Source organism: Pedobacter cryotolerans (assembly GCF_005116475.1).
Lineage (GTDB): Bacteria > Bacteroidota > Bacteroidia > Sphingobacteriales > Sphingobacteriaceae > Pedobacter > Pedobacter cryotolerans.
Genome location: NZ_SWBO01000003.1, coordinates 344,256 through 364,713, shown reverse-complemented (window position 1 = coordinate 364,713; position 20,458 = coordinate 344,256). Strand labels below are relative to the sequence as shown.

The 20,458-nt window shown below is 36.0% G+C and carries 14 protein-coding genes; 12 read left to right on the top strand and 2 right to left on the bottom strand.

All coding sequences use genetic code 11. The features are described from left to right. The first annotated feature begins 229 nt into the window (after nucleotides 1-229). The 10 genes from FA045_RS07180 to FA045_RS07135 all read left to right on the top strand — a co-directional run bounded on the left by FA045_RS07180 (nucleotide 230) and on the right by FA045_RS07135 (nucleotide 16,618). Nucleotides 230-3,316 carry a SusC/RagA family TonB-linked outer membrane protein gene (locus FA045_RS07180; RefSeq protein ID WP_136875951.1) on the top strand — a complete coding sequence of 1,029 codons (3,087 nt, stop codon included), beginning with the start codon at nucleotides 230-232 and terminating at the stop codon, nucleotides 3,314-3,316. A 7-nt stretch (nucleotides 3,317-3,323) separates the two neighbouring features. Continuing rightward, on the top strand, nucleotides 3,324-4,874 hold the full coding sequence (locus FA045_RS07175) for a SusD/RagB family nutrient-binding outer membrane lipoprotein (RefSeq protein WP_205943113.1): 1,551 nt from the start codon (nucleotides 3,324-3,326) through the stop codon (nucleotides 4,872-4,874). 20 nt (nucleotides 4,875-4,894) lie between these two features. Beyond that, entirely contained in the window at nucleotides 4,895-5,683 is a 789-nt protein-coding gene (locus FA045_RS07170; RefSeq protein ID WP_136875949.1) for a DUF4397 domain-containing protein, read from the top strand. A gap of 112 nt (nucleotides 5,684-5,795) precedes the next feature. Beyond that, nucleotides 5,796-8,384: a gliding motility-associated C-terminal domain-containing protein gene (locus FA045_RS07165; RefSeq protein WP_169305028.1), complete on the top strand. Its 2,589-nt coding sequence runs from the start codon at nucleotides 5,796-5,798 to the stop codon at nucleotides 8,382-8,384. 40 nt (nucleotides 8,385-8,424) lie between these two features. After that, nucleotides 8,425-8,640 (top strand): hypothetical protein, encoded by a 216-nt coding sequence (locus tag FA045_RS07160; RefSeq protein WP_136875945.1) that lies wholly within the window; start codon nucleotides 8,425-8,427, stop codon nucleotides 8,638-8,640. A gap of 56 nt (nucleotides 8,641-8,696) precedes the next feature. Further along, nucleotides 8,697-10,376, top strand: a complete 1,680-nt coding sequence (locus tag FA045_RS07155) for a S41 family peptidase (protein ID WP_136875943.1) — start codon at nucleotides 8,697-8,699, stop codon at nucleotides 10,374-10,376. Nucleotides 10,377-10,629: 253 nt separating this feature from the next. After that, complete coding sequence (locus FA045_RS07150; RefSeq protein ID WP_136875941.1) at nucleotides 10,630-13,653, top strand: SusC/RagA family TonB-linked outer membrane protein; 3,024 nt, start codon at nucleotides 10,630-10,632, stop codon at nucleotides 13,651-13,653. Nucleotides 13,654-13,664: 11 nt separating this feature from the next. Next, nucleotides 13,665-15,245, top strand: a complete 1,581-nt coding sequence (locus tag FA045_RS07145) for a RagB/SusD family nutrient uptake outer membrane protein (protein ID WP_136875939.1) — start codon at nucleotides 13,665-13,667, stop codon at nucleotides 15,243-15,245. 20 nt (nucleotides 15,246-15,265) lie between these two features. Then, the gene (locus FA045_RS07140; protein ID WP_136875937.1) at nucleotides 15,266-15,829 is read left to right on the top strand and encodes a DUF4843 domain-containing protein; all 564 of its coding nucleotides are present in this window, start codon (nucleotides 15,266-15,268) and stop codon (nucleotides 15,827-15,829) included. A gap of 123 nt (nucleotides 15,830-15,952) precedes the next feature. Further along, the gene (locus FA045_RS07135; RefSeq protein WP_136875935.1) at nucleotides 15,953-16,618 is read left to right on the top strand and encodes a hypothetical protein; all 666 of its coding nucleotides are present in this window, start codon (nucleotides 15,953-15,955) and stop codon (nucleotides 16,616-16,618) included. Nucleotides 16,619-16,670: 52 nt separating this feature from the next. Here the strand turns inward: FA045_RS07135 and FA045_RS07130 are convergent, their stop codons facing one another. Together FA045_RS07130 and FA045_RS07125 are read right to left on the bottom strand one after the other, a co-directional pair. Beyond that, complete coding sequence (locus tag FA045_RS07130) at nucleotides 16,671-16,994, bottom strand: 2Fe-2S iron-sulfur cluster-binding protein (protein ID WP_136875933.1); 324 nt, start codon at nucleotides 16,992-16,994, stop codon at nucleotides 16,671-16,673. A gap of 36 nt (nucleotides 16,995-17,030) precedes the next feature. Then, the gene (locus FA045_RS07125; RefSeq protein ID WP_136875932.1) at nucleotides 17,031-18,041 is read right to left on the bottom strand and encodes an NAD(P)/FAD-dependent oxidoreductase; all 1,011 of its coding nucleotides are present in this window, start codon (nucleotides 18,039-18,041) and stop codon (nucleotides 17,031-17,033) included. Between the two features lie 281 nt (nucleotides 18,042-18,322). Between FA045_RS07125 and FA045_RS07120 the strand changes: the two genes are divergently transcribed. Next, nucleotides 18,323-19,090, top strand: coding sequence for a UDP-2,3-diacylglucosamine diphosphatase (locus tag FA045_RS07120; protein ID WP_136875929.1), 768 nt, complete (start codon nucleotides 18,323-18,325; stop codon nucleotides 19,088-19,090). A gap of 203 nt (nucleotides 19,091-19,293) precedes the next feature. Further along, nucleotides 19,294-20,367: a peptide chain release factor 1 gene (prfA, locus tag FA045_RS07115; RefSeq protein WP_136875927.1), complete on the top strand. Its 1,074-nt coding sequence runs from the start codon at nucleotides 19,294-19,296 to the stop codon at nucleotides 20,365-20,367. Nucleotides 20,368-20,458: the final 91 nt, after the last annotated feature.

The window sequence follows — 20,458 nt, the reverse complement described above, 5'->3', positions numbered from 1 at the left end:
GCTAAATGGAATGCTAATATAATGAAATTTAAAATATAATGCGGGTTTATGCGGCTTTTTGCAACTAATATTGGCGAATGTTTATATAAATAGTTTGTTAATTTCTTTTTTTAGTGAAAAACATTTATGATATTTACTTAACAAATGTTATTTTGCGTATTAGTGCGTGTTTAATAGCAACTATAATACTAACAAAACAAAACTTAAATTATTAACCAAATTCACGTTTATGAAAAAAAAACTACTCATGCTGTTTTTGGGCACGTTTCTGTTGGCTATGCAAGTTATGGCTCAACAAGTTACGGTAACTGGTAAAATTACTTCCTCAGAAGATGGATTGCCCATTCCAGGTGCTTCTGTAAAAATTAAAGGTACAAATACTGCAGTGCAAACAAGTACCGCGGGTATTTATACAATCAAAGCAAATCCTGGTGATGTGCTTCAATTCATTTACTTAGGTTTGTCTACAAGAGAGCAAACGGTTACTGCATCTGGGGGTACAATAAATATCATCCTAAATCCAGATTCAAAGGCTTTAAATGAAGTTGTTGTTACGGCTCAAGGTATTGAACGAACCAAAAGGTCATTAGGTTACGATGCGCAATCAATTAGCGGTGCGGAAGTAGCTTCAACTCAAAGGGAAAATTTCATTAATGGTTTACAGGGTCGTGTTGCAGGTGTAACTATCACGCCTACAAACGGTACACCTGGAGCATCTTCTTCAATTATCATTCGTGGAGCGGTTTCTTTAGATGGAGATAATCAGCCGCTATTTGTAATTGATGGTTTGCCAGTGGCAAATAATACTTTTAGTGAGTATAACTTGGTTGGGCAAGGAACTTTTAATCGCCAAAACGATTATGGTAACAGAGGTATGGATATTAATCCGGATGAGATTGAAACCATTACCATCTTAAAAGGCCCTGAGGCATCAGCTTTGTATGGTACTCAAGGCGCTTCTGGTGCTGTAGTAATTACTACTAAAAAAGCTAAGGCAGGTACTGCATCGGTTACTTATAATAACGTTTTTAGATTTGATAAAGCTTATCGTTTTCCAGATGTACAAACTGTTTACGGCGGTGGTGCTGGAGGTATTTTTGATGAAGAAATTCGTACAAGAACATTTTTTGGTGCTAGATATCCGGAGAGACTGCAACGTTATGATAATCTAGGGTCTTTTTATCAAACAGGTTTTACACAAAGACATAACGCTGCTGTTTCTGGTGGTACAGAAGCGCTTTCTGTTAGAGCAAGTGTCGGTTATACAGATCAAACAGGTGTAATAGATGGTACAGATTATAACAAAATTGAAGCTAGATTATCTGGTGTATCGAGGATAAGCCCAAAACTCTCAATGCAAGCATCATTTAATTTTAACTCAACCAAAACTAATAAAACATTTAAGGGTGCAAGTAGCCCCATGTTAAGTGTTTTAACGTGGCCAGTTGTAGATGACATTAGAAATAGGTATACAGCCACAGGAAACAGAAGAACTATTACTGGTTTATTGGGTGCAGAATTGGATAATCCACTTTGGGCAATGGAGAACAATCCCAATAATGACCAAGTATCTCGTGTTACTGGTAATTACGGTTTAGATTACAAACCAACCAATTGGTTAAGTTTTATCATGCGTGCTGGTTTAGATGTGTATACCTTACAAGGTTTAAGCGGCTATCATCCTGAAGCTTACGGAGCAAACATTGCTGGTTCATATACCGGTGGAGGTATGAATACTTTCTCAAATAGTAAGGTTTTGTACAATGGTAGTTTTGTTGCAAGTGCCAAAAAAACTTACGGTAAATTTTCTGCAAATGTAAATCTAGGTTATGACATTAATGATGATAGAGATCAAACAACTGCACAGTTCGGAAGTAGATTTTATCAATCTGGATTTTTCAGTTTAAATAATACTGATCCTACTACTCAAAGAGTTCAATATACTGATATTTACAAAAGAAAAATGGGCGTATTTGCTCAGGCATTGTTAGGATATGATGACATGTTGTATTTATCTTTCATTGGTCGTCAAGATTATTCTTCAACATTAAGTCCGGGTAATGTTGGCTTCTTTTATCCTGCAACATCCCTAAGTTTTGTGTTTTCAGAATTACCTGTATTCAAAAAAATGAATTGGTTATCTGAAGGTAAGTTTAGAGCGTCTTGGGGTCAAGGAGGTAAAGATGCCCGCCAAGCTTATGTTAAAAAAACAAGGTTAATTGCACAAACAACCACTGGTGGTGGTTTTGCAACTGATGTTACTTTAGGTAACCCAGATTTGGCAGCAGAATTTACTACAACATCAGAATTTGGTATGGATTTAGCCTTCTTGAAAAACAGGTTATCAGCCAATTTTTCATATTACTTTATTGAAAGTGATGGCCAAATTACAGCGCCTCGTTTAAGTTATGCAACAGGCGCAATTTTGGCTTACATTAATAGTGGTTTAATTAAAAACAGAGGCTTTGAGCTAACAGTTAAAGGTACACCAATATTAAAGAAAGATTTTTCTTGGACGATTACAGCAAATTTAACTAGAGCACGTGGAGAATTAATTTCATTACCAGGTGGACAGGAAACTTTTTATTTATCTGATAGTTGGTTAGCAGGTAATGTTAGAAAGCAGTATTTCGTGGGTAGTTCTGTGTCTGCGCTTGGCGGAAATGATTATTTAAGAAACAATAAGGGTGATCTATTAATTAACCCAGTTAATGGTATGCCAGTTGTCGATACCAACTTTAATCCACTTGGAGATGCTGCTCCAGATTTTGGTTTAGGTATTAACAATAGTTTCAATTACAAAAACTTTAGTTTAAGTTTCTTATTAGATATTCGTAAAGGTGGTGATATTTACAATGCAACAGAAGCATACTTATATGCTCGTGGTATGTCTACGCTAACCTTAGATAGAGAAGAGCCAAGAATTATTACAGGTGTAATGAGAGATGGTTTAGAGAATAGTGCTAACCCAACACCTAACAACATTGTGGTAATTCCTTATATTACAACTTCTTATTATTCAACATTCCTTAATCCAAGAGATTTTATTGAAAAAGACATCAATTGGGTAAGGTTAAAAGATGTTACGGTAAGGTATAATTTACCTAAAACGGTTTTTGCCAATAGCAAAGTGTTTAAATCGGCAAGTATTTTTGCAACTGGTACAGATTTATTGTTATTAACTAACTATAAAGGTGTAGATCCATCAGTGAATGGTTTAAGTGCTGCTTCTGGTGGTACAGGTGGTTCTGGTATTGATTTTGGATCATTTGGTTTGCCAAGAACTTATGCATTTGGTATAAATGTTGCATTTTAATTTAAAGATGATGAAAAAGATATATATAGTATTATTTGCATTAGCAATTACATTTTCTGGATGTAAAAAGTATTTCGATATAAATTCGGATCCGGCTACGCCACAAGACCCAGAGAGCAAAACATTAACTCCGCCTTTGTTTGCACAAATGGAACGAGGCATACAATTTGATGCCAGATATATTGGAGGTACAATACAGTATTTTGGCGGTGCAGTAAACGTTGGTGAAAACCATGGCTGGCTTAGAAACAGCGATGCATTAGGTGAAATTTGGAGAACCAATTATTACGGTTTAGGGGCTAATCTAAACTTAATCATTAGTGATAGCCAAGAAAGACAAGAGTATAATTATGTTGGTATGGCACAGGCTTTAAAAGCTTGGGGCTGGCAAATTACTACAGATTATCATGGTGAAATTATTTTAAAACAAGCCTACGAGCCAAATCGTTTTGTTTTCGATTATGATCCGCAATCAGATGTGTATGCTGAAGTAGTAAGATTAGCAAATGAATCTATTGCAAACTTTAGCCGTACAGATGGTGTCGGAACGCCAGCTAAAATGGTAGGTTTTGATTTGGCTTACAATGGAGATGCCTCTAAATGGATTAAGTTTAATTATGGTTTATTAGCTAGAAACGCCAATAACTTAATTAATAAAGCGAGTTACGATCCTGATAAGGTTATTGAGTATGTAGACAAGTCTTTAGCAAGCAATGCTGATAATTTTATTGTGCCTAATGCTGGTTCAACTGCAGCGAATGCCAACTTCTTTGGTCCGCAAAGACAAAATATGCAATTGTATCGCCAAACCCGAATTATGGCAGGCTTATTAGATGGCACTTATTTTACTGGTACAGCTGGTACAGTTATCGATCCACGTAGAGCAAACATGCTAACCGCGTCTCCAGATGGTGTATTTAGAGGAACTCTTCCAAATTCTGGAGATCCTGGTACAACAGCAGGTTTAAATAAAATTCCTAACTTATGGGGAGTCTTAGATGGTGCAAATCCTGGTATAGGTCAAGGAAAATACTTGTTTAAAGATAATTCTGGTTTCCCTATTATGACTTACGCTGAGTTACAATTCATTAAAGCTGAAGCAGCATTTAGGGATGGTAATCCAGGTTTAGCTTTAACAGCTTATCAAAATGGTATTTCTGCAAGTATTGATTTTGTAAGTGCATTGGGTACGGTGATTACACCAGCCGCAAAAACTGCTTACATGACCAGTGCTTCGGTTAGACAAACTGCAGCTACTTTAACCTTAAGTGATATCATGCTGCAAAAATATTTGGCATTGTATGGTTATGGTTTTATAGAAACATGGAGTGATTTACGTAAATACAATTACAATGTAGGCGATACCAAAGGTAACAATCCTTATTTCCCATCTTTTGTTTTTCCAGCAACATTTTCTGCAGATAATGCAGGAAAACCAGCACAGCGTCATCGCCCAAGATTTAACTCTGAGTATATATGGAATGTTGCGGCTATACGTGCAATAGGTGCTGATAAAGATGATTATCATACCAAAAAAATGTGGTTTACTGAGCCTTAATCTTAATTAAATTAAAGAAAATGAAAAAATTAACATATATCCTTCTGGCTTTTGCAAGTTTTTTTGCAGCCTGTGAAAAAGGAACCTTAGTAGAAACTACAGATTATGAAAAGGTTGCCGTAGGCGACCCAAAATATTCTTATATTAAAATTTTAAATTTAACACCGAGTAGCCCAGTACTTAACTTTTTTATGGATGGGGCCAAGTTTTCGGCTAACCAATCTACAACAGGTTTACCAAGTACAGGTTATGCTTACAATGGATTGTTTCCAGATTTAGGCTATGCGGTAACTACACCTGGCTCAAAAGTTTTAAGTGCTAATATTATACCAACAGCAACTGCAGATGCAAATCTGGAAGTGCTTAAACAAACGATAAATGCTAGTGCTGGTAAATATTATACCATTTTTACTACAGGTGTTTATAGTACCACTACGAAAAATATTCCATCTGTATTTGTTTTAGAAGATGTTAAACCTGCTTTAGATACTTCGAAGGTCTTTGTTCGTATTGTAAACCTTTATAACGGGAGCCCAAATTTAGATGTTGTAAGAATTTCTACAGGTGTTAAATTAGCTTCTAATGTAGCTTACGGAACAGCCTCTCCTTTTACTGAAATCCCGAATCCAGGTAGTGGCATTGCCCCGTCTAATGTATTTCGTGTTGACAATGCTGCAACAGGCGTTGCTATTATTCCTACAACAACATACGCATTATCTAAAGGTAGAGCCTATACGATTTATTATAGAGGTATTTTAGGTAATACAAGTTTTCCTTTAGCGGCAGGATTTTACACAACTTTTTACTAGAGGGTAAATGCATTTTTACAAAACCAAGTCGAGCAATTGGCTTGGTTTTTTTGTATCTTGAGTTTTTGAAATGAGAAGATTCGTTGTTTTTTTGTGTTTACTACTCCATTCAGTGTTACTAAAAGCTGAAACTTTCATAGTAACTTCTAATGCCGATTCAGGAACAGGTTCTTTACGTGCTGCAATTTTAGCCGCCAATGCAAACGGTATCACAGCAACAGATTTCATCACTTTTAATCTTGCTGGTACTACTAGAACCGATGTGAGTATTTCATTAGCAACAGAGCTTCCTATTTTAACTTCAAACATTGTAATCGATGGTACTACACAACCTTCAGCTTTGCTGGGTAACCCAAATATTAAAGTTGCAATAATAAGGGTTGGCTCAGGTTTTTTTAACGGTTTAAGATTGGATAATGCAAGTCTTATTGAAATTTACGGACTTAGTTTTAGCAATTTTAAAGCAGACCCTTTGGGTGATGTAGATGATAAAAAGGCTGGTGTCTTTTTATACAATTCTCGTGATATTGTAATTGGTGAGCCACTAAAGCCGAACTGTTTCTCCAACAGTTATGCTGGTGTACTTGCTCCTTTCGTAATCCCAAGGTTAGACAATGTTAATATTAAAATTTCATCAAATATTTTTGGTTTGGGAGAAAATGGGATAAATGCTCAACCAAATGATTCAGGTATCGACATCAGTTTTTTAAATAATAGTACAATTGGTGGCAGTACACCTTTAGAGGGTAATTTGCTTGGTGCTAATACCCGAGCTGGTATCGCTCTTGCGGGAGCTGCAGAGCAGATTAATGTGGTCAATAACAAAGTAGGTTTAAATATAAATGGCGATCAGGTTGTTTCAAGTGCTTCAACCGGAATTTATGTGAATGGTGAGTCCGCTGCTCCTTTAATTAAAAACAATATAGTAGCTGGACAACTTAAAGGTATATATGTTTATTTCGCAAATGGTGGTTTTAAGTTAGAAGGAAATTCAGTTGGAACTGGGATATTGGGTACTGAAATTTTTGGCAACAAGATAGGTATACATATCCATTTGTGCAATAATGGAGCTATTGGAGGCAATGTTATAGAAAATGGAAATAAGATCGCTTACAATTTAACTGCTGTTTTTTTAGAGTTTGCTTATCCAATATCAATATTAAAAAACAGCTTTTATTGCAATACAGGTAGTACGCTTACATTTAGTGATTTGCCAGAAGGAAAATCACTAATACCACCTAAAATATCAACAATATCTCCAAATCTAGTAAGTGGGCAATATTTGCCTAATTCAAAAATTGAGTTGTTTTATACAGATGAATGTGTAAACTGTGAGGGTAAAACATGGTTTGCAACTTTACCAACAGATGCAAATGGAAATTGGGTTTACAATGGTCCTGTAATCGGTAAAGTTACCAGTATGGGTACGAATTCTGATGGCGCCACAGCTACTTTTTCTAAACCACTACTCATAAATGAAAGCGCCGTTATAACTGGTGTAATTTGCGGTGAAAGTACAGGAAGCATATCGGTAGATGTTTATGATGCCAGCATCTTCGAGTGGTATAATTCATCAGATCAATTGATTAGTACATCAAGAATGTTAACAGGAGTTGGTTTCGGTATATATTACTTAAAGGCTGGTCAGAAAGGTGCTTGTGATGTAATATCTCAGAAATTTACAATCAGCTCTGCAAATAACGGTATAAACGATTTGCAAAAAGTAATTACCAATAGCTCTTGTGGATTATCAAATGGCAGCATTACAAACATTACTGTAGCCAATAATTTAGCTAGAACGTGGTATAATTCACTAGGGCAAGTAGTTAGCAATGCCGATAATTTATTGAATGTTAATGCAGGAGTATATTATTTTAAAGTTGGAACAGGCAGTTGCGAAGTAGTTTCTGCAAATTATGTGATTGGCAACACCATCATTACCTACAAAGCCACAGTAACAAACATAATTCCAGAAACTTGTGGCAATAGCAACGGAAGTGTCAATATAACAGCCTATGAAACCCAAAAACCAGATCGCTTTGAATGGTTTGATGCGAAAGGAAATATCATCAGCACAGCTGAAAACCTTAGGAACCAACCAGCAGGAAGATATGGGTTAATTGCTTATGGAAATAATGGATGTGCCAATACGGTCGGCGAGTTTGAAATTTTGGCTTCACAGCTCCCAACGCTAGACTTTAGTTCATTTCGGCAATATATAAGTTGCGATGGTAAAACCATCAGTACAGCGGGGTTAATAGTCAACGGATCTAGCGCACCATATACTTATAAATGGGAAGATGATGTAGGAAATACGGTTTCTACAATGTTAAATATCACAGGTGTACAAAAGGGTAAATATACACTTAGTCTTACTGATAAAAATGGATGTATTGTAATTGGACAGACTATTGACTTCAACGAATTAATTTCCTCATCGCTACAACTCCCAAATACGATTTCTCCAAATGGGGATGGAATTAACGACTATTGGGAAATAAAAGGAGTTCAAAATTATCCTTTAGGGGCATTTAGTATCTTTAGTAGAGATGGTAATAGGGTTTACTATTCTATAGGATATACCAAACCATTTAATGGGCTCTATAATGGCGGTTTGTTGCCAACTGGAGTATATTATTATGTGATTGATTTGAAAACGGATTGTGGTATGCAAACTGGAAGTTTAACCATTATCAAATAATCTACTAAAATTTTATACTTTTGTAGCAAACAACAATACAATGGCAAGCTTTACACTTACACCTGAAACCTGGGAAAGGGTTAAAATTAAATTCTTAAGAAAATACCGTGATTTAACTCAGGCTGAGCTTTCTTTTACTCCAGGCCAAGAAGATCAGTTGGTACAACAATTAATGACTTTGGTAAAACGTGATGAGAAGTACATCGAATTTACTATTAAAAAGGCATTAGCCGATCCAGAAGGCAATCGATTATAATCGTACTTTTAATCGTTTGGCTTTTTTTGTAAGTTTACCCTAATTAAGGTAGATAGATGAAAAAGCTAAAGGTTATTGTTTTATTGGTTATTGTTGGGTTAGGTACTTTAACCCTTTCTTTTCGCGAAGATTTATTTCAGGTTTCTAAAAACTTGGATATTTTCGCTTCTCTATACAAAGAAATCAACATCAACTATGTTGAAGAAACTAATCCTTCTGAATTAATGCGCAATAGCATTGATGCCATGTTGGGTGGTTTAGATCCTTATACCGAATACATTCCAGAATCTGAAATAGAAGATTACAAATTAAAGTATGTAAGCACGCAATACGGCGGTATTGGCGCTGGTACTTTATTTATTGATGGGAAGTTATTTGTAAATGAAGTGAGCGAAGGCAATCCTGCACATCAACAAGAAATTAAGCCTGGCGATCAAATCTTGAAAATTAACGAGATAGATATAAAGGGTAAAGATAGAAGTGAGATTAGTCAATTGTTGAGAGGGCCAAAAGGATCATCCTTAACGATGGTATTGCTAAGAGATTCTAAAGAAATCAAAAAATCTTTGGTTCGTGAAGAGATTAAACAACCGAATGTAAGTTACTCAGGAATTCTTGATGGACAGATAGGTTACATTAAACTCGATAAATTTTTAGAAAATTCGGGTAACGAAGTTAAGGATGCTTTAGCGGCAATTGTAAAAGAAAATCCGAAGGGTATTGTGCTTGATTTAAGAAGCAATGGCGGAGGTATTTTACAAGAGGCAGTAAAAATTGTGAATTTATTTGTAGAAAAAGGCGTTTTAGTTGTAGTACAGAAAGGTCGTAACCCAGAAAAAACTATTTCTTATCAAACCTTAAATCAACCTATAGCGCCTTCAACACCACTAGTTGTGCTCATCAACGGAACTTCAGCATCAGCCTCAGAAATTGTAGCAGGTGCGCTGCAAGATTTAGACAGAGCGGTTATAATTGGTCAGCGTAGTTATGGGAAGGGTTTGGTACAACAGACTTTTAATTTGCCTTATAATAGTTTAGTTAAAGTAACTGTAGCAAAATATTTTACGCCATCTGGGCGATGCATACAAGCGATGGATTATGCACACAAAAACGAAGATGGTGATGCCCAAAAATTTGCTGATTCTTTGATGAAGCCATTTAATACCAAAGGTGGAAGAACAGTTTACAATGGTAATGGGGTTTATCCAGATGTGTTTGTAGAGCCTGTTACGTATAGTCCAATTACCATTTCTTTAGTTAACAAAAGCCTTTATTTTGATTATGCAAATGCCTACAAAAAAGCGCATCCTAACTTGCAAAACACCAAAAATTTTCAGTTGAGCGATAATGATTATGCACAGTTTGTTAATACCTTGGCCAATAAAGATTATAGCTATATTGCTAATAGCGAAAAATTATTAACTCAATTAAAGGCAGAGGCTGAGAAGGAAAACAAATCAGATGATTTAAAAGTAGAGCTAAAAGATTTGTCTACAAAACTGCTAAATGCAAAAAAGAATGATTTAAGTAACCATAAACAAGAAATAAAAAGAATGCTTGAAACGCAAATTGTAAGTCGTTATGCGTTTGAAAAAGGGAAAATTGAACATTCTTTTCAATATGATCAAGAAATCTCAAAATCTAGACAGTTATTTGATAGTCAGCCACAAATAAATTCCATTTTGAGTGGTAATGGTGCATATAAAACTATCGGAGTTCCAAAAATCATTAAGTAAATAGCTTTCAAAATAAAAACATTCTCTGAATTCTTATAACTAATAGTTAAGTTGTTGATATTGTTATCGCTTCTAACAAAAAATATTTACCTAAAACGAAAAGTGTTAAAAAGTGTTAAAATTTAAACAGCTGAAAATCAAGTAGTTGGTGTTTTTTCATTTTTTTTACACATTCATAAATTTTGATATCGGTTAAGTTATTATCATATTAGAAGAATAATTAACTATTAACTAACCTAAATTTATTGAATTTATGAAAAAACTTCTACGAAGTTTGTTCGTTTTGATGTTTATTGCCTCAAGCGCATTAGCTCAAAATAGAACAATTACTGGTACGGTTACTTCATCTGAGGATGGGCTACCTTTACCAGGTGTAAGTGTAAAAGTGAGAGGAGCTAACATTGGAGCTTCTACTGGAGTAAATGGAAAGTATACTTTAGCTGTTCCTACAAGTGCTACAGCTTTAGAATTTTCATCTCTTGGTTTTATTACACGTACAATTAACATCGGTACATCTTCAACAATCGACGTAGCTTTAACTGGTGATCCTAAATCATTAACTGAAGTTGTTGTAACTGGTTATGGCGTGCAAACCAAAAGAGAAGTTGGGGGTGCAATTGCCAAAGTAACGGGTGATCAATTCGAAAATCAGCCAATGGCTAGTTTCGAGAAAGCTTTACAAGGCCGTGCAGCTGGTGTTCAGGTTACAGCCAGCAATGGTATTCCAGGTGGTGCAATCAACATACAAGTTAGAGGTGTTGGTTCGTTTACTGGTGGTTCACAACCACTTTATGTTGTAGATGGTGTTCAAATGAGTGCTGTTACTTTAGGTGGTTTGGGTACCCAAACCAACAGTTTAGCTGGTATAAACTCAAATGACATTGCCTCAATTGAGGTGCTAAAAGATGCAGCATCTACCTCTATCTATGGTGCACAAGGTGCCAATGGTGTTGTATTAATTACTACTAAAAAAGGTAAAGCGGGTATAACTAAATTTGGTGCAAACTTTTATACTGGCTTTGTAGAGCAAATGAGAGACTACAATGTTTTGAACAGTCAAGAATACTACCAAATGCGTAATGAAGCTGTTCAGAATGCTAACCCTAGATTTGTGCCTACAAGAGTTCGTCAAGCAGTATTAACAGAAATGGGGCAGCCTGCTGCTGCTACAGATGCTGATATTGCAGCTATACCTACTTATGATTGGCAAGATGAAATTTTTAAAACTGGTAGAGTTAACAATTATGAGTTAAATGCTACAGGTGGTAATGAAAAAACTCAATTTTATGCTTCAGGTGGCTATCAAACTAGTGATGCAACTATATCAAAGGTTGATTTTAGAAGAGCTAATTTTAGAATCAATGTTGATCATAAAGCAACAGAAAAATTATCTTTTAATACAAATATAAACTTAACTAATATCAGACAAAATGCTGTTCCACTTGGTACCGATGGTTCTTCATTAGGTAATGCAGCTTTTGCGGCTCCTTTATATGCCCCTTATTTACGTATTTATAATGCAGATGGTAGTTATAATGCCCCTTTGCAAGGAATTTTAAACCAAAACGTTTTGCAAGTTGCTGATTACAATAGTGGTTTAGCGAAAACTAACCAATTGGTAGGTTCGGTAAGTGCGACTTATAAAATATTACCAACGTTAAGTTTTAAATCTTTCGCATCTGCCGAATACACTAACATAATGGGTGACAATTACCGTGATCCTAGAACACCAGATGGTGCAACATTTAACGGTTTGGGTCAGGTATTTACTAATGCTAGAACAGCTGTTCAAACTACGCAAACACTAAATTATGGTACTACATTTGGTAAACATAAAATTGATGGTTTTGCAGGCTTTGAATATAGAGTTGAGCAAGCCGACCAGACTTCGGCCTCAGGTACTGGATATCCTTCATTCCTTTTTAGAAATCTTAGTGCTGCAGCAACGCCATTCGGTGTTGGAGAAACTTACACAGGTTACAGAATGCTGAGTTACCTTGGTGGAGCACAATACAATTATGACGATAAATATATTGTAAAAGTAAATTTTAGATATACTGGTTCTTCTAGATTTGGTGCTAACAATAAATTCGGTGCCTTCCCTGGTGTAACTTTTGCTTGGAACATCGATAGAGAAGACTTTATGAAAGATGCTACTTGGTTAAGTGCTTTGAAATTTAGAGCTGGTTACGGTGTAACAGGTAATGATGGAATTGGTAACTTCCAAGCGCTTTCGCTATACGGTCGTAATGGCGTATATAATGGACTAACCGGTATTGCACCAGCTAACTTAGCAAACCCTGATTTAAGATGGGAAAAAAGTACAGGTCTTGATTTAGGTATTGAGTATGGTTTGTTTGGTAATAGATTTACTGGTTCAGTGGGTGTATATTCTGTTGATAACTCTGATTTATTGTTAGATCAAACTTTAAGTTCACTATCTGGTTTTGGTAGCATTACTACAAACATAGGTGCCGTAACCAAAAGAGGTGTTGAGGTAGAATTAACTAGCAATAACTTTAGAAGTAGTACTGGTGGTTTTAATTGGTCTACTAGTTTTGTTTTTGCTTATGCCACCAATGAAATTAAAAGTTTATATGATGGCTTACAACAGTTACCAGCAGATGTTAACGTTCGTGTAGGTTCTCCGCTTGGTAGTATTTTCACCTTCCAATATGCTGGTGTTAACCCAGCAACTGGTCGTCCAATGACCTATGATGCGAATAACAACCTATCTTACAATACTTTACCTGCTGATCGTAGATTTGTTGGATTAAACTTCGCTCCTTACACTGGCGGTTTAAACAATAGCTTTTCTTATAAAGGTATAGATTTTGAATTCTTGTTACAGTATCAATATGGTCAATTGGTATCTGATGGACAAGAAGTTTTTATGCGTGAAGTTGGTACAAGAGCAGCATTTAATACTTACCGTGAGGTATACGAAAGACGCTGGACAACTCCAGGTCAAATTACAGATATCCCTAGACCATTTAATGGTGGACTTGAATCAGGTGGTAATGTAGGTCGCTTTCAAGGTACTGCTGGTTTCCAGCCAACTGATTATATTCGTTTAAGAACGGTTCAATTGGGTTATACTTTCCCTAAATCTTTGTTAAACAAAGCTAGATTGAGTAACTTAAGAGTATATGCTCAAGGAACAAACTTGCTTACTTGGACTAATTTTGATGGATATGATCCTGAGTTTACTGGGACAGCTACAGGTATTATTCCTCAAAATAAAAATATTACATTTGGTCTTCAAGTAGGATTTTAATTTAAATAGACATGAAAAAAATTAAAGATTTTTATATAAAATCAATCGCTGTCTTATTGGTGGTGCTTAGTGTATCTTGCAAGAAAACGTTAGAGACACTACCCCAAGACACAATTGATGCATCAGTTGCTTTAACAACTACTGCAGGGGTTAGAGCTTCATTAGCTAATATTTATTCGACCATGAAAGGTGAATCTTTTTATGGAAATAGATTTATTGGTTTAGGGGATGCTTTGGCAGATAATGGTCAAGCTACTAACAAATCTGGCCGTTACATAAACGAAGTCAGAAACATCAGTGGTGCTCATTTTAACCATTGGTCAGGTGCTTACATCGCAATTAACCGTGTTAATATTGTATTAGAGGCTCTTCCTGGAATTGGAGATGCTTCTGATGCTCAAAAAACAGCTTGGGAAGGCGAATTAAAGTTTTTAAGAGCACTTTATCATTTTGATTTGGTTCGTACTTATGCCTATATTCCGGGTGCAGCTGTTGCATCTGTTGATAAAGGCGGAGTTCCTTTAATTCTAAAAGCTACTACAACTGCGGGTGATGCGTTAAATATTGTTGCCCCACGTGCTACTAGAGAAGCTGTTTATGCAGCGATTTATGCTGATTTAGATGAGGCCACAGTAAAAGCGCCAGCATTAGGAGCTGGTGCAAATGCTAAAGCGTTTGCTACTAAAGAAGCTGCATTGGCATTGTATTCGAGAGTTGCGCTTTACAACAAAGATTTTGCTAAAGTAGTTTCGGTAAGTAATACCTTAATTACAAGTAGAGGCTCTACCTTGTTAAATCCTTCTAATTATGTGGCGGGTTTTTCTACCAAAGAAAATCCAGAGTCTTTATTTGAAATTACCTATGGTATCGAATCTGAGAGTTTGGGTGTGAATGTTTCATTACAGACCTTATTTACGACACTTAAAGCTAGAGCAGCTAGTCCTAAAAACGATCAAGTAGAAACTAATGCAGAACCTAAGTATCCAACTTCAGAAACAGCTGGTTTTGGTGATTTAGTGCCAACAAATGATTTATTAACTGCTTTGGGTATCACTGCTCCAGGTAATGGATTATTTACATTGGCAGCTAATGCAGGTGCTACTATGATCACTTCACGTTCTAACGATATTAGAAATAGATTGTTTGAAGTAGGATCTGTACGTAGAGGAAATGTTTTTGTAGAATGTACCAAGTTTTTAGGTAGAAATGGTTTCGTTAATACAGATAACGTTCCTGTATTACGTATTGCAGAAGCTTATTTAAATAGAGCTGAAGCTTATGCTGAGCCAGGTGCACAACAAAATGTTGTTTTGGCATTGGCTGATGTAAATACCATTCGCGTAGCAAGAGGATTAACACCAGCGGTTGGCTTAACAGGTACTGCTTTAATGGATGAAATTATGTTACAAAGAAGGTTAGAGTTCGCTTTCGAAGGTCATAGATTTTTTGATTTCAAAAGAAAAGCACTAAACATACCTAAGCCAACTACGGGTACTACTGTCAATTTTGATAGCTTTGTTATCCTTCCAGGTATTCCCGTTGCAGATATCGATGCTAGTAAAGGCACATTAATCCAAAATCAAGGTTATTAACAACAAAAAAATATAATAAAATGAAATTTATAAATAAATATATTGGTTTGGTGTTAGCTTTAACGATAACATCGATTCTATTTACTTCATGTTTGAAGGATAACGAAACCAAGTTTGAGGGCGCTGTTGTTGAAATGGATGCTGCAGCTTATAATGCAAGGGCAGCTGGACAAATCTATCCATTGTTAACCAGGGTTCCTGGTTATGGCAGAATAGTATTTACTGCGGCTCAGGCTGCTTCAGGATCTTTTCCTGCAGTTCCTGCTGATCCATTAATTACTAGAACTTCTGGTGAAATTAAATTTAGAGTGAACTTAGTTGGTGCACAAAGAAGTACACCTACCACAGTGGGTTACACCGTTGTGGCAGCTGGTACTACAGCTGTATCTGGTACGCACTATACTACAGGTAACACTGTTGTAATTCCTGCAAACTCAAGTTTTGGAGAAATTAGTGTACAGGTAATCAATTCTGGTGTTGTTTCGGCTACTCCAAGAACTTTGGTGCTTGAACTTACCGGTGCGGCAGATTTGCCTCCGAGTCAGAACATCAAAAGCATTGGTATTAGTATTGCTCAAAACTAATTTTTGCTATTTTAATTATAGAGGCTACCTTTTGAGGTAGCCTTTTTTTTTAAAATTTATTTTAGGAAGTATTGTATAACTAATAATTACTTTGTAGATTTAATATAGATTATCCCAATTGTTATGAAAAAATTATTAGTTTGTTCCGTTTTAATGGTGTTTCTTGCTTTGAGTTCACAAGCTCAAGTTCTTTTGGTTGATATAAACGGTGTTCCATATACTGACAGGAACACAGCTGATCTTGGTGGTTCGCCCTTTTTTAATGATGATTTTTTAAAAGGTTCGATCACTTTGGATGACAAATCTGTTTTTAAAGATATATTCTTACGTTATGATTTAGAGTCTGATCAATTGGTGTATAGAAAATCTAGTACTTCTGGTTCTATGTTACCCAATGGAAAAGTAATTGGCTTTACTATTGAGCAGCCGAATGGAAGCGCAGCAAAATTTAAAGGTGTTTTTAAAGGTGATGATAAAGATGGGTTTTATCAGCTACTACTTGAAGGAAACAATACTTTATTAAAGAAAGTGAAGAAGAAAGTTGTGGAGATAGTAGAGTATAATAGCTCTTCTAAAAATAAAACCATGTCTACCACAACTAATTATTTTATTCAAAAGCCATCTGGAGACTTAGAGTTGGTTAAGTCAGATAAAAAATCTTTTATAAAAGTATTTGGTAAAGAAAGTGAAATCAATGATTTTATCTCTAAACAAAATATCAACTTGAAAAACGAGTCTGATATGGTTAAGTTGGTTACCTATATCAACTCCATCGAAAAGTCAATTTAGTTCTACTTGAAGTTAAGCTTTTAAGTAGTTCTTTGACAGGTGTTTTAGGTTATTAATCCATCGCATGCAACCTCACCTTCAAGCCATTCATTGCTGGGCTTAATTGAAGCTGGCAAGCTAACCTAGAGTTTGGTAAAAGATCTGGTAAAGTATCAAGCATAGCGTATTCGTCATCGCTCATTTCTTTTAGGTTTTCTTCACCCTCCATTACATCAACACAACAAGTAGCGCATAAAGCCATTCCACCGCAAGTTGCCAAAACATCATATTCGCAGGCTTTTAAAAATTCCATTAAACTTAAGCCCATATCTGTAGGCGCAACAAGTTCCGAAGTATTTCCTGCTCTATCTTCTACAACAATATTAATATCGCTCATTATAAAATATTTTCTTCCCCTTTAAGGGTTAGGGGTTTAAAATTCGGTTACTCCGTTTACAGTTGTATATTTCATGGTGTATTTAACACCAGGGTTCATGTACTGGTAAGCACTGTGACTCATTAACGCAGCTTCGTGGAAACCACATAAAATTAACTTCAACTTATTTTTATAAGTATTAATGTCGCCAATAGCATAAATACCCGGGATATTCGTGCTGTAATCGTCTGTGTTAACTTCTATGGCGCTTTTACTGATATTTAAATTCCATTGCTCTATAGGGCCTAATTTTGGACTTAAACCAAACAAAGGGATAAGGTGATCTGCTTTAAAAACTGATTTTTCCATGGTGCGGTTATGGATTACTTCTACCTCTTCTAATTTGCCTTCGCCAGAAACTGAATTTAAGTTACTATTTAAAACCAAATTTATTTTTCCGCTTTGAGCCAACTCCATTACTTTGTTAACCGAGTCTGGTGCGCCACGGAAACTTTCGCTACGGTGGATAAGGGTTAATTCTGAAACTACGTCTGCTAAAAAGATCGTCCAATCTAAGGCAGAATCACCACCACCGGCAATTACCATTTTCTGTCCGCGGTATTTCTCAGGGTCTAAAATCATGTAATTTACACCTCTTCCGTTTTCAAATTGCTCTAAACCAGCAACAGCAGGTTTACGTGGTTCGAAACAACCTAAACCACCAGCAATAACCACAACTTTAGCTTCTATAATGGTGCCCATGTTGGTAGTTAGCACGAAGTCAGCTTCGCCACGTTTCTCTAAGCCTTCAATTCTTTCGCCTAAAGTGTATCCAGGATGAAAAGGTTCTGCCTGTTTTACTAAATTATCAACCAATTCTTGAGCTAAAACTGTTGGATAACCCGGTATATCATAAATTGGTTTTTTTGGATATATTTCTGAGAGCTGCCCACCAACTTGAGGTAGATAATCTATCAAATGACAACGCATTTTTAATAAACCTGCTTCGAAAATGGCAAAAAGACCAACTGGTCCGGCGCCAATTATGGCTATATCAGTAGAGATCATGCAAAAAAATTTGATGCAAAGTTACGAAATCATACCTAAAATTAGACAGATTCTAAACTAAATTAATAAAATCTATTAAATTGGTAGATTAAAATATCTTTGGTTAAAAAATATGCTGAATACAAAACATCGTTTTGTTTTTACCCTATTAAGCAAAATGCTTTACTAAAAGAATGAATTTTAAACCATACAACTATGCTTAATTAGTGTAATTTTTATTGCTTTTCTGTATTTGTGTAGCTTCGGCGTTTAAGCTTTTTAAATTACCTTTGTTGTTATAGATGAAGAATATATATTTTGCTTCTGATTTTCACTTAGGCTCTCCAAATTATAACGAAAGTCGTAAAAGAGAAGCTCACATTGTAAACTGGTTAAATTTTATTGAGCCAACTTGTGCTGAGCTTTTTTTAATGGGCGATGTTTTTGATTTTTGGTTTGAGTACGTAAAAGTTATACCAAAGGGATTTATTAGGCTCCAAGGTAAACTGGCGCAAATGGCAGATGCGGGCATTAAAATCTATTTTTTTAAAGGTAACCACGACATGTGGGTTAATGATTATTTTACCAAGGAAATAGGTTTAACGGTTATAAGTGATGAGCTTGTGATAGAACGAAATGGTAAAAAATTTTACTTACACCATGGCGATGGCTTAGGGCCGGGTGATGCCAAATATAAATTTTTAAGAAAGATATTTAGAAATCCGCTTTGCCAATGGTTGTTTGCTGTTTTGCCACCACGTATTGGTATGGGCATAGCAACTGGATGGAGCGGTAGTAGCAGAATAGCCAATGATAAAGAGGAAGTTTTTTTAGGCGAGGATAAAGAATGGCTGGCTATTTACGCCAAAGAGCAATTGCAAAAACAGCATTACGATTATTTTATTTTCGGACATAGGCATTTGCCATTAGATATTCAGTTAACCGATCATTCTCGTTATGTAAATATTGGCGAGTGGATAAACTACAGTTCTTATGGAGTTTTTGATGGTAAGGAATTGAGGTTGGAGTATTATCGCCCCACCCAACCCTCCCCAGAAGGGAGGGCTTAGTTTAATGAATAAATTAGTCTTTCGGCTTTTTTTACTTATTTTTGCAGGCTGCAATTGCACAGGTTTTGTTTAATAAACCCGATTGCAGTGGAAAACGTAATTTTTTACGGAGCGTAGCGAAGTATAAAAAATTACTTTGTAACGAAAAGCGGGATTAACATTGTGTTGTGCACTGTTATACCTTTTCAAATTATTTAAATGTTATGTTAGAAAAATTAGAAGCGATTAAACTGCGTTGGGAAGATGTGGAAGAGCAATTGAGCAATCCGGATACGATGCAGGATATGAAGCGTTTTGCGGCTTTAAACAAAGAATATAAAGACTTAGGCAAAATTGTAGATGAGTATAAAATCTACAAAAATGTGATGAGTAATATTGATGCCAACAAGGATATTTTGAGCAACGAGAAGGATCAGGAGATGCGGGAAATGGCCAAAGAGGAGTTGGATGCCTTATTGATACAGCAGGAGGAGATGGAAGAACGTGTGCGTTTGATGTTGATACCAAAAGACCCTGAAGATGCTAAAAATGCTGTTTTTGAAATTAGAGGAGGAACTGGTGGTGACGAGGCGGCCTTGTTTGCGGGCGATTTATACCGCATGTATAGCCGTTATTTTGATACTAAGGGCTGGAAAGTTGAGACTGTTGATGTAACAGAAGGTACTGCTGGTGGTTACAAAGAGGTAGTTTTAAAGGTTAGTGGCGATGATGTTTATGGTCAGCTAAAATATGAGTCGGGTGTTCATCGTGTACAGCGTGTGCCTGATACAGAAACACAAGGTAGAGTACATACATCGGCAGCATCTGTTGCTGTTTTACCCGAAGCTGAAGAGATTGATTTGTATATTAATCCTGGAGATATTGAATTACATACTTCACGGTCTGGCGGTGCTGGTGGGCAAAATGTAAATAAGGTAGAAACAAAAGTACAATTAACACATAAGCCATCAGGCATTGTAGTGGTTTGTCAGCAAGATAGGTCTCAGTTGGGTAACCGAATTATTGCCATGGAGATGTTGCGTAGCAAATTATATGATATTGAGGTTCAGAAAAAGAATGGTGATATTGCTGCACGACGTAAAACAATGGTTTCTACTGGAGATAGATCGGCAAAGATTAGAACCTATAATTATCCGCAGGGTAGGGTAACCGACCATAGAATTGGTTTAACACTTTACAACTTAAATAATGTAATGGATGGTAGTGTACAGGAGTTGATTGATGCCTTACAGTTTGCTGAAAATGCAGAGAAGATGAAAGAGGGTGCGGTGATTTAAGGATAAAGACTAAAGCAGAAAGACCAAAGTTGACGGTGTCTATTAGATTTTAGTACTGAAAAGCAAGCGATTATAATTATTTTAAAATTTT

What these genes read in the sequence shown, in the direction of transcription:
- FA045_RS07180 (WP_136875951.1), top strand. Translation starts at nt 230, where the DNA reads ATGAAAAAAAAACTACTCATGCTGTTTTTGGGCACGTTTCTGTTGGCT.
- FA045_RS07175 (WP_205943113.1), top strand. Translation starts at nt 3,324, where the DNA reads ATGATGAAAAAGATATATATAGTATTATTTGCATTAGCAATTACATTT.
- FA045_RS07170 (WP_136875949.1), top strand. Translation starts at nt 4,895, where the DNA reads ATGAAAAAATTAACATATATCCTTCTGGCTTTTGCAAGTTTTTTTGCA.
- FA045_RS07160 (WP_136875945.1), top strand. Translation starts at nt 8,425, where the DNA reads ATGGCAAGCTTTACACTTACACCTGAAACCTGGGAAAGGGTTAAAATT.
- FA045_RS07155 (WP_136875943.1), top strand. Translation starts at nt 8,697, where the DNA reads ATGAAAAAGCTAAAGGTTATTGTTTTATTGGTTATTGTTGGGTTAGGT.
- FA045_RS07150 (WP_136875941.1), top strand. Translation starts at nt 10,630, where the DNA reads ATGAAAAAACTTCTACGAAGTTTGTTCGTTTTGATGTTTATTGCCTCA.
- FA045_RS07145 (WP_136875939.1), top strand. Translation starts at nt 13,665, where the DNA reads ATGAAAAAAATTAAAGATTTTTATATAAAATCAATCGCTGTCTTATTG.
- FA045_RS07140 (WP_136875937.1), top strand. Translation starts at nt 15,266, where the DNA reads ATGAAATTTATAAATAAATATATTGGTTTGGTGTTAGCTTTAACGATA.
- FA045_RS07135 (WP_136875935.1), top strand. Translation starts at nt 15,953, where the DNA reads ATGAAAAAATTATTAGTTTGTTCCGTTTTAATGGTGTTTCTTGCTTTG.
- FA045_RS07130 (WP_136875933.1), bottom strand. Translation starts at nt 16,994, where the DNA reads ATGAGCGATATTAATATTGTTGTAGAAGATAGAGCAGGAAATACTTCG.
- FA045_RS07125 (WP_136875932.1), bottom strand. Translation starts at nt 18,041, where the DNA reads ATGATCTCTACTGATATAGCCATAATTGGCGCCGGACCAGTTGGTCTT.
- FA045_RS07120 (WP_136875929.1), top strand. Translation starts at nt 18,323, where the DNA reads ATGAAGAATATATATTTTGCTTCTGATTTTCACTTAGGCTCTCCAAAT.
- prfA (WP_136875927.1), top strand. Translation starts at nt 19,294, where the DNA reads ATGTTAGAAAAATTAGAAGCGATTAAACTGCGTTGGGAAGATGTGGAA.